Source organism: Clostridium sp. Cult3 (genome assembly GCF_021655115.1).
In the GTDB taxonomy this organism is placed as follows: Bacteria; Bacillota; Clostridia; order Tissierellales; family Tepidimicrobiaceae; genus PPXY01.
The window spans coordinates 1-16,674 of the sequence record NZ_PPXY01000043.1; the positions used below are offsets into that span (position 1 = coordinate 1).

Annotated in this window: 18 protein-coding genes, 1 rRNA gene and 1 pseudogene; all 20 read right to left on the reverse strand. The window is 36.2% G+C overall.

All coding sequences use genetic code 11. The features are described 5' to 3' along the window. A 16S ribosomal RNA gene (locus C3E88_RS08650) occupies positions 1-183 on the reverse strand; the annotation flags it as partial. 224 nt (positions 184-407) lie between these two features. Next, entirely contained in the window at positions 408-986 is a 579-nt protein-coding gene (locus C3E88_RS08655; RefSeq protein WP_236909778.1) for a uracil-DNA glycosylase, read from the reverse strand. Between the two features lie 4 nt (positions 987-990). Continuing rightward, a complete protein-coding gene (locus C3E88_RS08660) occupies positions 991-1,560 on the reverse strand; it encodes a uracil-DNA glycosylase (RefSeq protein ID WP_236909779.1) in 570 nt (189 codons plus the stop codon). A 124-nt stretch (positions 1,561-1,684) separates the two neighbouring features. Further along, positions 1,685-3,169: a lysine--tRNA ligase gene (gene lysS, locus C3E88_RS08665; protein WP_236909780.1), complete on the reverse strand. Its 1,485-nt coding sequence runs from the start codon at positions 3,167-3,169 to the stop codon at positions 1,685-1,687. A 26-nt stretch (positions 3,170-3,195) separates the two neighbouring features. Continuing rightward, the gene (greA, locus tag C3E88_RS08670; protein WP_236909781.1) at positions 3,196-3,672 is read right to left on the reverse strand and encodes a transcription elongation factor GreA; all 477 of its coding nucleotides are present in this window, start codon (positions 3,670-3,672) and stop codon (positions 3,196-3,198) included. A 118-nt stretch (positions 3,673-3,790) separates the two neighbouring features. Further along, positions 3,791-4,618 (reverse strand): hypothetical protein, encoded by an 828-nt coding sequence (locus tag C3E88_RS08675; RefSeq protein WP_236909782.1) that lies wholly within the window; start codon positions 4,616-4,618, stop codon positions 3,791-3,793. A 168-nt stretch (positions 4,619-4,786) separates the two neighbouring features. Continuing rightward, complete coding sequence (gene dusB / locus C3E88_RS08680; RefSeq protein ID WP_236909783.1) at positions 4,787-5,770, reverse strand: tRNA dihydrouridine synthase DusB; 984 nt, start codon at positions 5,768-5,770, stop codon at positions 4,787-4,789. Positions 5,771-5,808: 38 nt separating this feature from the next. Continuing rightward, positions 5,809-6,582: a type III pantothenate kinase gene (locus C3E88_RS08685; RefSeq protein WP_236909784.1), complete on the reverse strand. Its 774-nt coding sequence runs from the start codon at positions 6,580-6,582 to the stop codon at positions 5,809-5,811. 17 nt (positions 6,583-6,599) lie between these two features. Next, the gene (locus C3E88_RS12505) at positions 6,600-6,830 is read right to left on the reverse strand and encodes a hypothetical protein (protein WP_442870641.1); all 231 of its coding nucleotides are present in this window, start codon (positions 6,828-6,830) and stop codon (positions 6,600-6,602) included. A gap of 138 nt (positions 6,831-6,968) precedes the next feature. After that, positions 6,969-7,361: pseudogene (locus tag C3E88_RS12510) on the reverse strand (ECF transporter S component); the annotation flags it as partial. Further along, positions 7,358-7,483 (reverse strand): hypothetical protein, encoded by a 126-nt coding sequence (locus C3E88_RS12350; RefSeq protein WP_272878515.1) that lies wholly within the window; start codon positions 7,481-7,483, stop codon positions 7,358-7,360. The pseudogene C3E88_RS12510 and the gene C3E88_RS12350, both read right to left, overlap by 4 nt. A 94-nt stretch (positions 7,484-7,577) precedes the next feature. Then, positions 7,578-8,756 carry a sodium ion-translocating decarboxylase subunit beta gene (locus C3E88_RS08695; RefSeq protein WP_236909786.1) on the reverse strand — a complete coding sequence of 393 codons (1,179 nt, stop codon included), beginning with the start codon at positions 8,754-8,756 and terminating at the stop codon, positions 7,578-7,580. A gap of 23 nt (positions 8,757-8,779) precedes the next feature. Then, positions 8,780-9,172 carry a DUF2118 domain-containing protein gene (locus C3E88_RS08700; RefSeq protein WP_236909787.1) on the reverse strand — a complete coding sequence of 131 codons (393 nt, stop codon included), beginning with the start codon at positions 9,170-9,172 and terminating at the stop codon, positions 8,780-8,782. Positions 9,173-9,202: 30 nt separating this feature from the next. Beyond that, positions 9,203-9,565 carry an OadG family protein gene (locus C3E88_RS08705; RefSeq protein WP_236909788.1) on the reverse strand — a complete coding sequence of 121 codons (363 nt, stop codon included), beginning with the start codon at positions 9,563-9,565 and terminating at the stop codon, positions 9,203-9,205. A 14-nt stretch (positions 9,566-9,579) separates the two neighbouring features. After that, entirely contained in the window at positions 9,580-11,124 is a 1,545-nt protein-coding gene (locus C3E88_RS08710) for an acyl-CoA carboxylase subunit beta (protein WP_236909789.1), read from the reverse strand. Positions 11,125-11,145: 21 nt separating this feature from the next. Continuing rightward, positions 11,146-11,547, reverse strand: coding sequence for a methylmalonyl-CoA epimerase (mce, locus tag C3E88_RS08715; RefSeq protein WP_236909790.1), 402 nt, complete (start codon positions 11,545-11,547; stop codon positions 11,146-11,148). 19 nt (positions 11,548-11,566) lie between these two features. Further along, positions 11,567-12,502, reverse strand: coding sequence for a methylmalonyl Co-A mutase-associated GTPase MeaB (meaB, locus tag C3E88_RS08720; RefSeq protein ID WP_236909791.1), 936 nt, complete (start codon positions 12,500-12,502; stop codon positions 11,567-11,569). 17 nt (positions 12,503-12,519) lie between these two features. After that, positions 12,520-12,915, reverse strand: a complete 396-nt coding sequence (locus C3E88_RS08725; RefSeq protein ID WP_236909792.1) for a cobalamin B12-binding domain-containing protein — start codon at positions 12,913-12,915, stop codon at positions 12,520-12,522. Between the two features lie 36 nt (positions 12,916-12,951). Next, positions 12,952-14,631: an acyl-CoA mutase large subunit family protein gene (locus C3E88_RS08730; protein WP_236909793.1), complete on the reverse strand. Its 1,680-nt coding sequence runs from the start codon at positions 14,629-14,631 to the stop codon at positions 12,952-12,954. Between the two features lie 189 nt (positions 14,632-14,820). Continuing rightward, positions 14,821-16,641, reverse strand: coding sequence for an ATP-dependent zinc metalloprotease FtsH (gene ftsH, locus C3E88_RS08735; protein ID WP_272878516.1), 1,821 nt, complete (start codon positions 16,639-16,641; stop codon positions 14,821-14,823). Between the last annotated feature and the right edge of the window lie 33 nt (positions 16,642-16,674).

Here is a 16,674-nt window from a genome sequence, read left to right on the forward strand (position 1 = left end):
TAATCCCGGTTTCCCGAGGCTATCCCCTTGTGGAAGGCAGGTTCCTCACGCGTTACTCACCCATCCGCCGCTAAGAAGTTTATCAATCTACCCGAAGGTATCATGATAAGTTCTTCGCTCGACTTGCATGTGTTAGGCACGCCGCCAGCGTTCGTCCTGAGCCAGGATCAAACTCTCATAAAAAAAGTTTGCCTGTTGTTTTATAAATGTTACTCAAGGTATTTCGCGCTGTTTAGTTTATAAGGTTCATTGTTTTTGTGTCAACCTCTTTACTATATCACATAATATTGTTCTTGTCAACTTTTATTTTTAAATTATTTTTTAATGTATATGTTTGCTGCATCCAATGTTCTTAGGCCGACAATTAAATATGATACACTCTTTATAGAAATAAGTCAACAGTTTTTTTAAAGTTTCTCTATTATTTTTTTTAACTTTAACAAATCATCTAAATATACCTCTTTCAATTGGGGCCTATAGATAACTGCAGCTGGATGATACAGTGGAAATATATCATATTTTATACCTTTTATATCTCTATCCAGCGAATTACCATGGATCTTGCCTATTTTTAAATCTTCGCTAAAAATACATTTTAACGGTGTATTACCAAGAGTAACTATTATTTTGGGACTTACAATATCTATCTCTTCTATAAGATAACTCTTAAAATCTTCTATTTCCTTTAAAGTAGGAGTCCTATTGGATAGTCGTCCCGTCTTAGGATTTGTTCTTGTTGGCCTATATTTTACCGTATTAGTTATATATACATCTTCTCTATTGATGTTCAGAACTTTTATGAATTCCTCAAAATGCTTACCTGCCTGACCTACAAAAGGTTCTCCTAATTCTACCTCTTTAGAGCCAGGGGCTTCCCCAATCAACATAATAGAGCTATTGATATTCCCATAACCCAATACTATCCTTTCCTTTGGGTATTGACTTATAATACTATGATTCAATGATTCAATCCTATCTGTTTTCACCTTATCAACCTTTCATTTCCTTATTTATTTTAGTAAACATATCCCTTATGGATCTGAAATCTTCCCAAGCATCTTTTTTCTTGCTGCTATCTCTTAAAAGGGCTGCAGGGTGATATGTAGCCATTATGTTAAATTTGCCTCTTTTATACCATAAGCCTCTATTTTGAGTAATTCTAAAATCCTTATCAATTATATTTCTAGCTGCTACTGCACCTAAACATATTATAATGTCCGGATCTATTATTTTTACCTGCCATCTTAAAAACTCTATGCAGATTTGACTTTCCTCTTCCAATGGATTTCTATTGTTAGGAGGTCTACATTTAACTATATTTGCTATATATACATCTTCTCTAGAAAAATCAATTGCCTTTAACATCCTATCGAACAGCTCCCCAGCCCTTCCAACAAACGGCCTTCCTGTTTTATCCTCATGGTATCCTGGTCCTTCTCCTATAAATATAATAGTAGCATTCCCATTACCTTCCCCAAATACAACATTAGTTCTAGTATTAGATAGGGGACATCTATAGCATCTATCCACAATTGACTCAAGTTCCTTTAAAGTATACATTTTCACTCACCTAATCATTTAAATTAATTGGAATATAGTATATACGTGTGAACTGATTTTTTTAAATGCCCATCTTTTGTATATTACAAAAAAGCGAGTCAAAGACTCAGCTTTTGACTCACTTTTATTCATCTTCACCTACAGGCTTCATAGTTGGAAACAATATAACATCTCTAATTGTTGGTTGATTAGTTAGTACCATTATCAGCCTATCTATACCTATACCTAAACCACCTGTCGGTGGCAATCCTACTTCTAATGCGTTGACAAAGTCCATATCCATCATATGGGCCTCATGATCTCCTGCTTCTCTCTGCCTTACCTGCTCTGCAAACCTTTCTTTTTGGTCTATTGGATCATTTAATTCACTAAATGCATTGGCAATTTCCCAGGTATTAATAAAAGCTTCAAATCTATTGGTAAGTCTTGGATCCTCTGCATTTCTCTTTGCCAAAGGTGACACTTCTACAGGGTGATGTGTAACAAAGGTTGGTTGAACTAAATGTTCTTCACAAAACTCCTCGAACATTTCACTTATTACATGACCTCTCTTCATATTAGGTTCTATTTCTAAGCCTTTAGACTTAGCCACCTCTATAGCCTCTTCATCTGTATCTATAGATTTAAAATCTATTCCTGTATATTCCTTTATAGCATCTATCATAGTAATTCTCCTCCATGGTGGAGTTAAATCAATTTCTTTTCCTTGATAGTCGATTACAGTTGACCCTAGAGTCTTTTCTGCCACATAGGCTACCATCTCTTCCGTTAATACCATCATATCTTCGTAATCTGCGTAAGCTTGATATAGTTCAATATTGGTAAATTCAGGGTTGTGCTTATAGCTCATCCCTTCATTTCTAAACATTCTGCCCATTTCATATACCTTTTCAAATCCACCAACTATGAGTCTTTTTAAATACAGCTCATTGGCAATCCTTAAGTACATATCTAAATCTAAAGTATTATGATGGGTTATAAAAGGTCTTGCATTAGCCCCTCCGGCAATAGTGTTTAAAATAGGGGTATCTACTTCTAAAAACCCCCTATCATCCAGGTATTCCCTTACTGCCTTGATGATCTTAGACCTAAGTATGAAGGTCTCCTTCACTTCTGGATTTACTATTAAGTCTACGTATCGCTGTCTATATCTTAGATCTTGATCCTTTAAACCATGGAATTTTTCTGGAAGTATCTGTAATGATTTTGTAAGCAAGATTAATTCTTTTGCCCTTACAGAGATCTCTCCAGTTTTAGTCTTAAATACCTCTCCCTTAACACCAATAATATCACCAAGATCTAGTAAATTTAATTGTTCATAGGCTTCCTTACCTATAGCATTCATTTTAACAAAAATTTGTATTCTTCCCTCACTATCCTGAAGGTCCATAAAACTTACCTTACCGTGGCCTCTTCTTGACATTAGTCTTCCTGCAACTGAAACCGTTTGTTCTTCTAATTCATCAAAATTATCCTTAATGGTAGTACTGTGATGAGTATAATCATATTTTTCTATACGAAAAGGGTTCTTCCCCATCTCATTTAATTCCTTTAACTTTTCTCTTCTCATCATAAGCATTTCATTAAGATTTTCTTCCGTTCCTGACATTTATTATTAATACCTCCTCTTAAATCTTATCTAGTGATACTTAAAATTTGATACTTAATAAGTCCATCTGGCACATGGACTTCTACGATTTCTTCTTTTTTCTTGCCTAATAGAGCTCTTCCAACAGGAGATTCATTGGAAATCTTTCCTTCATAAGGATCAGCTTCTGCAGAACCTACTATGGTGTATTCCATTTCTTCGTCATATTCTAAATCCTTTACCATAACCTTTGATCCAATACTTACCACATCGGTAGTAATGTCCTCGTCATCTATTAATTTTGCATTTCTGAGTATCATTTCTAACTTTGCTATTCTTTCCTCTAATTGGGCCTGCTCATTTTTTGCCTGATCATATTCCGAATTTTCGCTTATATCCCCAAAGGCTAGGGCTTGTTTTATCTTTTCTGCAATCTCTTTTCTTTTTACAGTCTTTAATTCATCTAGTTCGTTTTCCAGCTTGTTTAACCCCTCTACCGTTAAGAATACATCCCTCTCAGCCATCTGCCTCTCTCCTTCTATTAAATATTTGGCCTTAATATGCCTTTCAAACGGATAAAAATCAATTTATCATTCATATATGGAGACTATTATAATCAAGGTAAGTGTTATTGTCAAGTACTTACAGTTCCCCCTTTTTTCTTATTTCCTTATCTATCAAATCCTCCATAGCATATATATTATCATTGACTAAAAACCCCTTAGGTTTTATATCCATATGATCATAAAATAATTCATAAAATTTAGAAGAAATCAATTCATTTGTCCATTGGTTATCCATTATATTTAAATCCCTTGACGCAAACATAAAGTCTTCTATCACCACTGAGCTTCTTCTATTTTTTATATTTCTGCTAAATCCTTTCCTCGTACTAAAATCAAATATTATTGCTCCTCTTCTGAATTTATTTACGTTTATTGGATTCTCTTCTTTAAGATTAACTATAATAGAATAGTTTGTCAATATTTTGTCTATGTTTCTAGAACAAAATATCGATAGCCCAGTTCTTTTAAATACAGACTGGGATATATTTTCTATGGCAACTTCATCATCTCCTACTAGGGTTACAAAGCTTATCTCTTTATGCAATGTACATATAAGTTCTTCTATCAGTTTATCCCCATTACCTATTATTAAAACTTCCTTTTTCCTTAGATCTTCTTTTGTTATCCTCTGGATATCTTTTAATACTAAAGGTAAAGTCGTCATCAAGGCAGGTTGGCCATCAAGAATTTTTAGATTAGTACTATATTCTATTAATTCTATTTCCGATCTATTAAATAGTGGTAGCTCCTCCATAATCAAATAATCCATATGATCTTCCTTGATCTTTTCTATGCCATAAATAAAAGTTTCTACTAGCCTCTTACTATCTTCTACATTAGAATTTAGTAGAATCCCACCAACTTTCCCTATTGTTTTCCCATTAATATCATAAAGGATATCCAAAATCTTAGGCTTTACCGTTGGAATTATTTTTTTAGGGATGAATTTAATAATTCCACTATTGTAATAATTAAAATACCTTTCCTTCCCTACTATATAAAGAAACCCAATACAAACCCCCCTTTAAATAAATTTGTAATGTATTATATGAGGGCTAAAGAAAGGGTATTACTAATTTGTTTTAAATTCAAACATATATTGAGCATAATTTGACAGTACTCTTATCATTTCATCTTTAGTATCTATAGTGTTAATCTCGTTTTTTACAGTGTTAGAATTTCGCATGCCTTTTATATACCAGGCTACATGCTTCCGCATCTCCCTTACTCCAACTTTTTCACCTTTCATATCACAAACCATATTTAGATGTTTGATGGCTATATTGATCTTCTCCATCGCATCAGGTACTATGTCTTTTTTTCCTTCTATTAAAAGCCCTACCCTTTTAAATATCCAAGGGTTCCCTAAAGCTCCCCTACCTATGGCCACTCCATCACAACCCGTATATTCCATCATTTTCATTGCATCTATAGGTTCAAATATATCGCCATTTCCTATTACTGGGATGGAAATAGAATCCTTGACCTTTTTAATATAATCCCAATCAGCCTTCCCCGAATAGAACATATCCCTAGTCCTACCATGGACAGTCAAAGCCGAGACACCTTCTTCTTCTGCAATTCTAGCAACCTCTATTCCATTTATGGTATGAACATCCCATCCTATCCTGATCTTTAATGTTACCGGTTTTGTAGATACTTCAACAACTTTCCTCAAAATCTCCCTAACTAAAGGAGGATTTTTTAATAAGGCAGAGCCATCTCCATTTTTAACAATTTTTGGAGCTGGACAGCCCATATTTATATCTAAAATATCTATGTCTTGTCTAGGATTTATATGTTCTTCTACAACCTCAGCCATTATCTTAGGGTCAGAACCAAATATCTGGATAGCTACCGGTCTCTCCTTTAAATCTATATCGGTCAACTCTTCTGTATTTTTATCCCCATAATATAGCCCCTTACTACTTACCATTTCAGTAAACACTAATCCTGCTCCCATCTCCCTACAGATAATTCTAAAGGTTTTATCCGTAACACCTGCCATCGGTGCTAAAAATATATTATTTTGTAATTCTAAATTCCCTATCCTCATAATTTCACCTCTAATATTTAGAAAAAGTAGCCTTTTGGCTACTTATTTCTCCCATATATTATTCTAAGTCCATCTAAGGTTAATAGTTTATCGATTGTATTTATATATCTGCTCTCACTAGCTATTAAAGATGAAAAACCACCGGTTCCAATTACGGTTTTTACTTCCCCTTCTTCCTTCATCTCTTCTTTCATTCTTTCAATGATATAGTCTACAAGTCCAATGTATCCGTAAACTAGTCCTGACTGAATGCTATTAACAGTATTCTTACCTATTACCGTGTCTGGTTTAGATAATTCCACTTTAGGAAGCTTAGCAGTCCTTAAAAATAAAGCTTCACTAGATATTTTAATACCTGGCGTTATGGCACCACCTAAGTAATCTCCACCTTTAGAAATAGCACAGAATGTAATGGCGGTTCCAAAATCCACGATTATGAGAGGTCCACCATACTTTTCATAACCTGCTACAGCATTAACTATTCTATCAGCCCCTACTTCTCTGGGATTGTCATACCTTATATTCATTCCAGTCTTTACTCCTGGCCCTACAACTATAGGTTCCCTATCAAAGTATTTGATACTCATAGCGGATAATGTATGCATCAATGTAGGCACTACTGATGAAATAATTACATCTTCTACATCCTTAGGGCAAAGGCCATGATATTTAAATATTTGTTCAAATAATAGACCATATTCATCGGAAGTTCTATCCTTTTCAGTAGCAATTCTCCAATCATATAGCAGTTTTTTCCCCTTAAATACTCCGAACACAATATTAGTATTCCCTACATCAATTACTAATAACATTATTTCCACCTTCCAATCTATTTTTCTATGCTTTTTATGGCAGCCATTACATTAACAACCACTACAATTGCTACTATCATCTCCGGGATTCCATTAGTTATACCTATGCCAAATACGATCTTCCTGGCCAAATCCGGATCTTGGCCTAATTTAATTACAAACTTTTCTCCATATAAAAAATATATACTCGATAAAACCCCTAATGTATTAGTTAGTGTACCTGCTACTGTAGCAATGGCTATATGCATTGTTTTACCTTTATATTTCTTTTGACTATATAAACCTATTCCTATGGTAAGACCTATCAGTATTATATTTATTATTAAAGACCATATGTTTTGCGTCCCTTTAAACCCCTTGTAAGAGCCATAAACAAGATATATCAGTATAGCTCCTAAAACAATGTTTAAGGTCAAAGCCGATTTATTTGCACCTAATCTATTTAAGGACCTATAAACATAATGGGTAACAATTCCTATTAGAACCCTAGGTAAGACTGAAACCACAGGATCTAAAAATACAAAGGATATTGGTGTTGGGTTAGTTGCGGCTTGAAATATACTAAATAAACCAAATATCAGCCCTACTAACCCTCCTACTAGAGGACCTTCCATTATAGCTCCTATGATTACAGGTATATGCATTATGGTGGCTCTAGTTGGCCCCACAGGAATAAATCCTAAAGGCGTCATCCCTAACACTATGGAGATACCACCTAAAACACCCACAGTAGTCATCTTCCTGATGGTTAATGTATTCTTTTCTTTTATCACAATCATCCCTCCGCTCTAGTTCCATCTTTAATGGATACCAGTCGATATTTTTTACTCTTTGAAAATTTCATGTCCAACTCTTTTAAAAAAGATGATGGCAAGCATATAACTATTATAGTTTTTTTCATCCACATTTTCAACATCAAAAATCCGAGATCCTCCACCGCTGTCTAGTCAATAGTCTATATCAATTGGGCGAAGAATCTCGAACTTATCAACTTATCAGCCAAAGAACATCAACAACAACCCTGCCGCTACCGCTGAACCAATTACTCCTGCTACATTTGGTCCCATGGCGTGCATAAGCAAGAAATTCTTTGGATTTGCTTCTTGACCTACCTTTTGAGATACCCTTGCTGCCATTGGTACTGCTGATACTCCTGCTGAACCTATTAATGGGTTTACCTTTCCTCCTGTGGCTTTGCACATGATCTTTCCAAATATAACTCCAGTGGCTGTTCCTATAGAGAAAGCTATTAGTCCTAATACTATTATCTTTATCGTTCCCCATTGTAAGAAGGTTTCTGCGTTGGCTGTAGCCCCTACTGTTAATCCTAAGAATATGGTTACTATATTCATCAGTTCATTTTGTACCGTTTTACTTAGCCTTTCTACTACTCCTGATTCCCTCATTAGGTTTCCTAACATTAGCATGCCTACTAATGGTCCTGCCGAAGGTAATAGTAGAGTTACTACTACTGTGATCATTATAGGAAATATTATCTTCTCCTTTTTTGATACAGGACGAAGTTGTTCCATTACTATTTTTCTTTCTTCTTCTGTGGTTAAGGCTTTCATTATTGGCGGCTGTATTATTGGTACTAATGCCATGTATGAGTAAGCTGCTACTGCTATGGGCCCTAATAATTCAGGTGCTAGTTTAGATGTTAAATAAAGTGCTGTAGGTCCATCTGCTCCACCTATTATTCCGATACTAGCCGCTTGTGGTCCTGTAAAGCCTAAGGCTATTGCCCCTATGAATGTGAAAAATATTCCAAATTGGGCTGCTGCTCCTAGTAATATACTCCTTGGATTGGCTATTAGGGGTCCAAAGTCCGTCATAGCTCCTACTCCTAGAAATATCAATGGTGGATATATACCTAATTTTACCCCTTGGTATAGATAGTATAGTAATCCCCCTAGTTCTTTTGTTTCCTGTACCAATTCACCTGTTGTAGGATCCTTTACTATTTCAACTACTGGTTCTGCCATAAGGCCTGCTAAGGGAAGGTTTGCAAGTAACATCCCGAAGGCTATGGGGACTAACAAAAGAGGTTCGAATTCCTTTTTAATGGCTAAATATAGGAGAACAAAGGATATTAAAATCATTATGACCTGCCCAACTGTTATTGAGGCAAATCCTGTACTCTGCCCAAAATCCTTTAATATGTCTACGACCATTTAATTTACCTTCCTTTCGTAATCTATTCTATTACTACTAGTTTGTCCCCAGTGTTTACAGATGCACCTTTTGTAGTGCCAATGCTTGTAACCTTTCCATCTGTTGGAGCTAGGATTTCATTTTCCATCTTCATGGCCTCTAATATTAGTAATACATCTCCTGCTTTTACTTCATCTCCTTCATTTACATTTATGCTTAGTATGGTTCCTGGCATAGGTGCTTCTACTACCTCTGCTCCTTCTGTTACTACTACTTCCTTTTTCTCCTCTTTTGGTTTTGGCTGTGCTGCTGGTTTTGGCTGTGCTGCTGGTTTTGGTTGGGGTGTTGGTCTTTTTGAAGTTGTTTCACCATTTGCTATCTCTTCGACTTCAACTTCGTATTCATTTCCATTTACATTTATTAAAAATTTTCTCATGATTTTACCTCCTAATGATTTAGATGTATTTTATAGTTTTTTTGAGATCTCTTCTATTCTTCCCATTTCCGCCCAAATAGGGGAAGGTGTAGAGACCCTTTTTATACTTTTAATATTAATATCAGGGATTGTTACTCCCATACTAGCTGCTATTGCTGCTGCTATGACTGCTACTAGTTCTTCATCGTCTATGTTTTGTTCTTCTTTTGATGACTGTGGTGTCTTTTCTACTGTGTTGGATATGTTCTCTACTTCTGTTTTCTCTTTATCCTTGTTGGTTGCCGCCCTTAATAGGCCTATTAGATAGGATATGGCTATTAATACTATAAATACTATCAACATACTAAATACCGTTATGAGTAAGCTTTGACTTATAGTTATCTTGTCTCCCAAATTTATCACCTCTTTTATACTGGTAAATTACCATGTTTCTTAGAAGGATTACTCTCTCGTTTGCTTTCTAACATGTCAAAGGCTGATATTAATCTTGGTCTTGTAATACTTGGTATTATTACATCGTCTACATATCCTCTTTCTGCTGCTATATATGGATTAGCTACAGTGTCTCTATATTCTTCTATTTTTTGTTGTCTTGTTTCTATTGGGTCTTCTGATTGTTTGATGTCATGTTTAAATATTATATTAGCTGCTCCATCTGGTCCCATTACTGCAATCTCTGCATTGGGCCATGCTAATACTTGATCGGCTCCTAGTTCCTTGTTACACATGGCTATATACGCCCCACCATAGGCTTTTCTTATGATTACCGTTACTTTTGGCACGGTAGCTTCACTGTAGGCATAGAGCATCTTGGCTCCATGGCGTATTATTCCTCCGTATTCCTGATCCGTACCTGGTAAAAACCCTGGTACATCTACTAAGTTTAGTAGTGGTATGTTGAAGGCATCGCATGTTCGTATGAATCTTCCTGCTTTGTCCGAAGCGTTTATGTCTAAGCATCCTGCTAATACCCTTGGTTGATTTGCTACTACCCCTACGGTTTTCCCATTGAGTCTTATGTATCCTGTTATGATGTTTTGTGCAAAGTACTGTTGTACTTCGAAAAATTCCCCATTGTCAGCTAATAATTGTATTATTTCTTTCATATCGTAGGGTTTGTTTGGATTTGTTGGTACTATTTCATTTAATTTTTCCTCTACCCTATTTATCTCATCATCGGTTTCATATACTGGTGGTGTTTCTAGATTGTTAGATGGTAAATAGCTAAGTAGGGTCTTTATCCTTTCTATGGCTTCTTCTTCGGTCTTGTCCATAAAGTGAGCTACTCCAGATGTTTTGTTGTGAGTCCCTGCTCCTCCTAGTTCTTCCTGGGTTACATCTTCTCCTGTTACAGTTTTTATTACTTGGGGTCCAGTTATGAACATTTGACTTGTGTTTTCTACCATGAATATGAAGTCCGTTAGGGCTGGTGAATATACTGCTCCTCCAGCACAAGGCCCCATTATGGCTGTTATCTGTGGTATTACTCCTGAGGCCATGGTGTTTCTATAGAATATTTTCCCATAACCTGATAGGGCATCTACTCCTTCTTGGATTCGCGCTCCACCAGAATCGTTTATTCCTATTATTGGTGCTCCCATCTTTAATGCCATATCTTGTACTTTGACTATTTTGGCTGCATGCATCTCCCCTAGGGAGCCACCTAGGACCGTAAAATCCTGAGCATATACGAATACTAGTCTTCCGTCTACCGTTCCATAGCCAGTTACTACTCCATCCCCTGGGGCTTCGGTGTTTTCCATTCCAAAGTTTGTACAGCGGTGTTTGACAAAAGCATCTATTTCCATGAAACTTCCCTCGTCTAGCAATAGATGGATCCTTTCTCTTGCTGTTAATTTCCCTTTTTGATGCTGTTTTTCAATTCTTTTTTCTCCACCACCAAGTTCTATTTTTTCTTTGGTTTCTAGGAGTCTTTCAATTCTTTCCTTCATTTCCTTCCTCCTCATCTATGATTATTTTCTCTCACAAAGCTCTATCAAAACTCCATAAGTTGACTTTGGATGTAAAAAGGCTATCTTAGCTCCTCCTGCACCATATCTTGGCTTTTCATCTATCATCCTTATACCTTTTTCTTTTAGTTCTTCTATGGCTTTTTCAATATCTTCTACCCTATAGGCTATATGTTGGATTCCTTCTCCTCTTTTTTCTATAAACTTAGCTATAGGCCCATCTTCTTCCGTTGACTCTAATAACTCTACTTCCGTATCGCCTATTGGTAAGAAAGCCACCTTCACCTTTTGTTCTTCTACCACCTCTGTATTAACACACTTAATCCCTAAAACCTCTTCATAAAACTTTAACGCTTCATCTAAATCTTTGACGGCTATACCTATATGGTCAACCTTATTTACCACAAAAATCCCCCCTATTATTCTATTCTTTAATAAGCTTTAACACTTTATCTTTAGCAGAGTAAGGATCTAATTCTTTGTCTACTACTTCCTTCGATAAATTATCTAACATGTTTTCTTCCAATGCTTTATACATTATCAAGCTCATCAATTCTTCTTCTACTAGCTTTAATACTTCAAATTTTGTGTTTCGCCTTCTTCTCTTTAGAATTTTCCCTGTTGTTTCTAAATACTTTTGATGTTCTATTAGCTCTTCTAGCACTTGGTCTATATGCTGATTTTTACTAGCAGATACCTTTAATACTGGAGGCCTATAATCCTCCTTGTCATTTAAATCCAAATTCATTTCTATTTCCAACTGGGTCTTATCTGCTCCACCTAAATCCGCCTTATTTATTGCAAATATATCTGCAATTTCCATTATACCAGCTTTTATCGCCTGTATATCATCTCCTAAATTAGGTACCATAACCATCAATACCGTATCAGCAGTTTTTACTATATCTACTTCCGACTGGCCTACCCCAACGGTTTCAATAAATATATAGTCGGCACCCCATATGTCAAGGGCCATGCAGGCACCCCATGTAGCTTTAGACATACCACCTAGGGATCCTCTAGTTCCCATACTTCTAATGAATACATCTTTATCTACAGATAAATCATTCATACGGATCCTATCCCCTAGAATAGCCCCTCCTGTAAAAGGACTAGTTGGATCTATAGCTATAATTCCAATCTTTTTATCCATCTTTCTAAATTCCTTAGCCAATCTATCCGTAAGGGTTGATTTCCCACTCCCTGGTGGTCCTGTTATCCCTATTACATAGGCGTCTCCTGTATATTTATATAGTCGCTTGATTATATCTGTAGCTTCCTTTTGGTCATTTTCTAACATAGTAATAAGTCGAGCACAGGCTCTTTTATCTCCCCTTAGAAGTCTATCATCTATATTCAATCAATACACCACCTATATTATCTTTTTAGGTTATTCTCAATATACTCTACAACTTCTGTAGTAGGAGTTCCTGGAGTAAATATGGCCTCTACTCCCGATTCTTTTAAGAATGGTATATCCTCATCAGGTATAACTCCTCCGCCAATTATCAGCATATCATCTACTCCCTCTTTCCTCAGCAGATTTACTACTTTTGGGAAAAGATGATTATGTGCCCCAGATAATATACTCATAGCTACTACATCTACGTCTTCCTGTATAGCTGCTTGAACTATTTGCTCTGGCGTCTGCCTTAGGCCTGTATATATTACCTCCATACCTGCATCTCTCAATGATCTTGCAATAACTTTTGCTCCCCTATCATGACCATCTAAGCCTGGTTTTGCAACCAATACCCTTATTGGTTTTTCCATATTATATACCTCCCTCTTATAATCAATGCACAATCATTATAGTATTACCGATTGCTCATATTCACCAAATACTTCCCTTAACACTCCACAAATCTCGCCTAGAGTTGCATAAGTTCTTACAGACTCCAGTATATAAGGCATTAGATTTTCATCCGTTTTAGCAGCAGTTTTTAACGCTTCTAAACTCTCTTCAACTTTTTCATTATTTCTTTCTTTCTTTAATGTTTCAAGCTTTTGTTTTTGTAATCTTTCCACTTCCGGATCTACCCTTAGTATATCTTCATGATGATCTTCGTCTGTTTGGAATTTATTGACTCCTACTACAATCCTATCCTGAGATTCAACTTCCATTTGATAACGATATGCTGAATCTTGGATTTCCTTTTGTATATAACCCTTCTCTATTGCCTTTGGAGCACCTCCAAGTTCATCTATTTTATTAATATATTCCATTGCTTCTGTTTCAATTTTATCCGTTAAGCTTTCTATATAATAGGAACCTGCTAATGGATCAATAGTTTCGGCTACCCCAGATTCGTGAGCTACTATCTGCTGAGTTCTTAAGGCAATTCTTACTGCTTCCTCAGTAGGTAGTGCTAATGCCTCGTCCTTTGAGTTGGTGTGCAGAGACTGAGTTCCGCCAAGTACTGCTGCTAATGCTTGAATGGTTACCCTAATAATATTGTTATCTGGTTGTTGAGCTGTTAAAGTTGAACCTGCCGTTTGAGTATGGAATTTCAACATCATGGATTTTTCCTTCTTAGCATTAAATCTTTCCTTCATAATCCTCGCCCACAACCTTCTAGCCGCTCTATACTTTGCCACTTCTTCTAATAAATCATTGTGGGCGTTGAAGAAGAAAGATAGTCTTGGTGCAAAATCGTCTACATCTAATCCAGCTTCAATAGCTGCATCTACATAGGCAATTCCATCAGCTAAGGTAAAGGCTACTTCTTGAGCTGCTGTAGAGCCTGCTTCTCTTATGTGATATCCACTAATACTTATAGTGTTCCATTTCGGTACCTCTTTAGAACAGTATTCAAATATATTGGTTATAAGTCTCATAGATGGTTCTGGAGGAAATATGTAAGTTCCCCTTGCTATATATTCTTTTAATATATCGTTTTGAATAGTACCCCTTAATTTTTCTTTGGATACTCCTTGCTTTTCTGCTACAGCGATATACATTGCCAATAAAACGCTGGCTGGTGCATTAATAGTCATGGAAGTACTAACTTTATCTAAGGGGATTCCGTCAAATAATATTTCCATATCCTTTAATGAGTCTATGGCTACTCCCACTTTACCTACTTCCCCTTCAGATAAACTGTAATCTGAATCATATCCTATTTGGGTAGGTAAATCGAATGCAACACTAAGACCTGTTTGTCCTTGTTCTAATAAATATTTGTATCTCTTATTGGATTCCTCTGCAGTGGCAAAACCTGCATATTGTCTCATAGTCCATAGTCTACCTCTGTACATGGTAGGCTGAACTCCTCTAGTATATGGATATTGTCCTGGGAATCCTAGTTTTTCTTCATAATCAAAGTTCCTTATATCCTCTGGTGTATATAGCCTATCTACTTCCAAATTGGAGCCGGTTGTAAATTTTTCTTTCCTTTCTGGAAATCTAGTAATAGCCTTTTGTACCTTTTCTTCCGTCCACTTCTCCTCAGCTTTTTTGATTTCCCCAATCTTCTTCTCATCAAACATCTTTCCATCCTCCTTCTATTGGAAAAGTTTAACCACTTCAAATATCTCCATCCACTATATATTATAGTAATAATCCCATAGATTTTGCAACATTAATTTCAATATTTTTTAAAAATGCAATAAATATTGCAAAATTTATAATAATTTCAAAATAAAAAAGGCAGCTAATAATTTTAGCTACCTTAGTTACTATGCACTTGCTCCTAAAAATATTTCTTCAAATTCCTTACCGTCTAAAGTTTCTCTTTCTAAAAGAGCTTCTGCTACTCTATGGAGAATATTTATATTATCTTTTAATAATTGTTCGGCCTTGCTATAAGCTTTGTCTATTAGTCCTCTCATTTCCTTATCTATGGCTGCAGCTACTTCTTCGCTATAATTTCTAGTCCTTCCAAAATCCCTCCCCACGAATACCTCTTCTTCGTCGGTACCATAGGTCATAGGTCCAAGCTTATCACTCATACCATAATGGGTAACCATTCTCCTTGCAAGTTTAGTGGCCCTTTCAATATCGTTTTGGGCCCCTGTGCTTATGTCCTTAAGGACCAAAGCTTCTGCCACCCTACCACCTAATAAACTAACTAGTTCATCTTCCATTTGTCCTTTAGTCATATAATATCTATCTTCCTCAGGTAAATATGCTGTAAAACCACCAGCCATTCCCCTAGGTATAATAGTTACCATATGGACTGGATCTGCATTTGGTAGAAGCCTCGATGTAATAGCATGACCTGCTTCATGATAAGCTGTAAGCCTTCTTTCTTCCTCGCTAATTACTTTAGATTTCTTCTCTGGTCCTGCGACTACTTTGATTGAAGCCTCATCTATAATATCCATTGGTATCTTCTTTAAATTTTTCCTTGCTGTTAACAGTGCTGCCTCATTAGTCAAGTTTTCCAAATCTGCTGGTGAAAAACCAGGAGTTCTCTTTGCTACTACCTTTAAATCTACATCATCGTCTAAAGGCTTGTTTCTAGTATGAACCTTTAGGATTTCTTCCCTAGCTTTTATATCAGGTAGTCCTACATAGATCTGTCTATCAAATCTACCTGGTCTTAATATAGCTGGGTCTAATATATCAGGCCTATTGGTAGCTGCCATGACGATTATTCCTTCATTGGTGCCAAACCCATCCATTTCTACCAAAAGTTGATTTAGAGTCTGTTCCCTTTCATCATGTCCGCCACCTAGTCCTGCTCCTCTTCTTCTCCCTACTGCATCGATCTCATCTATAAATACTATGCAAGGTGCATTCTTTTTAGCCTGTTCAAATAAATCTCTAACACGGCTCGCCCCTACTCCTACAAACATTTCCACAAAATCAGAACCGGATATGCTGAAAAATGGGACCCCAGCTTCTCCTGCTACAGCCTTACTTAAATAGGTTTTTCCTGTTCCTGGAGGTCCTACTAATAGTACCCCTTTAGGAATCCTAGCTCCTATTTCCAAATATTTTCTTGGGCTCTTCAAAAAATCTACTATCTCTTCAAGTTCTTCCTTTTCCTCTTCTAAACCTGCCACATCAGCAAAAGTAACTACATCTCCATCTTCTTCCTTGTGCATTCTGGCCTTGCTTTTCCCGAAAGACATCACCCTGTTACCGCCACCTTGGGATTGTTGCATAAGAACAAACCAAAATACGATAAACATCAATATTACAAAAATCGTAGGTAATGCAGTAATAAACCAAGGTTCTGATGGTTCAGGTTCTGCACTGTAGCTTTTAATCTGTTCAGATTCTACCTTATCTCGTAGATAGTTTTCATAAAAATTATTTTTCATATGCTCAGGTATCAAAAAGGTATATTGAGTCCCATCGACTAGCTTACCTTTTAAAGTATCGCCTACGGTTATAATACTTTCTATATTATTGTTCTCTAGATTATTTAAAAATTCAGTTACATCCATTTCCTTAACCTGCTCTACATCTTTTCCAACCATAGTTACAACAAATATTATTATGATAAGTAGAAGCAAGTAAAGACTTGTGCCTCTAAAGAATCTTCTCAATCCAAGTCCTCCCTTCTGTCTAAAATCAAATCA

Excerpts from the sequence above, each read along its gene's own strand:
- C3E88_RS08660 (WP_236909779.1), bottom strand. The coding sequence starts at position 1,560 with ATGTATACTTTAAAGGAACTTGAGTCAATTGTGGATAGATGCTATAGA.
- lysS (WP_236909780.1), bottom strand. The coding sequence starts at position 3,169 with ATGTCAGGAACGGAAGAAAATCTTAATGAAATGCTTATGATGAGAAGA.
- greA (WP_236909781.1), bottom strand. The coding sequence starts at position 3,672 with ATGGCTGAGAGGGATGTATTCTTAACGGTAGAGGGGTTAAACAAGCTG.
- dusB (WP_236909783.1), bottom strand. The coding sequence starts at position 5,770 with ATGAGGATAGGGAATTTAGAATTACAAAATAATATATTTTTAGCACCG.
- C3E88_RS08685 (WP_236909784.1), bottom strand. The coding sequence starts at position 6,582 with ATGTTATTAGTAATTGATGTAGGGAATACTAATATTGTGTTCGGAGTA.
- C3E88_RS12505 (WP_442870641.1), bottom strand. The coding sequence starts at position 6,830 with ATGCATATAGCCATTGCTACAGTAGCAGGTACACTAACTAATACATTA.
- C3E88_RS12350 (WP_272878515.1), bottom strand. The coding sequence starts at position 7,483 with ATGAAAAAAACTATAATAGTTATATGCTTGCCATCATCTTTTTTAAAA.
- C3E88_RS08695 (WP_236909786.1), bottom strand. The coding sequence starts at position 8,756 with ATGGTCGTAGACATATTAAAGGATTTTGGGCAGAGTACAGGATTTGCC.
- C3E88_RS08700 (WP_236909787.1), bottom strand. The coding sequence starts at position 9,172 with ATGAGAAAATTTTTAATAAATGTAAATGGAAATGAATACGAAGTTGAA.
- C3E88_RS08710 (WP_236909789.1), bottom strand. The coding sequence starts at position 11,124 with ATGAAGGAAAGAATTGAAAGACTCCTAGAAACCAAAGAAAAAATAGAA.
- C3E88_RS08725 (WP_236909792.1), bottom strand. The coding sequence starts at position 12,915 with ATGGAAAAACCAATAAGGGTATTGGTTGCAAAACCAGGCTTAGATGGT.
- C3E88_RS08730 (WP_236909793.1), bottom strand. The coding sequence starts at position 14,631 with ATGTTTGATGAGAAGAAGATTGGGGAAATCAAAAAAGCTGAGGAGAAG.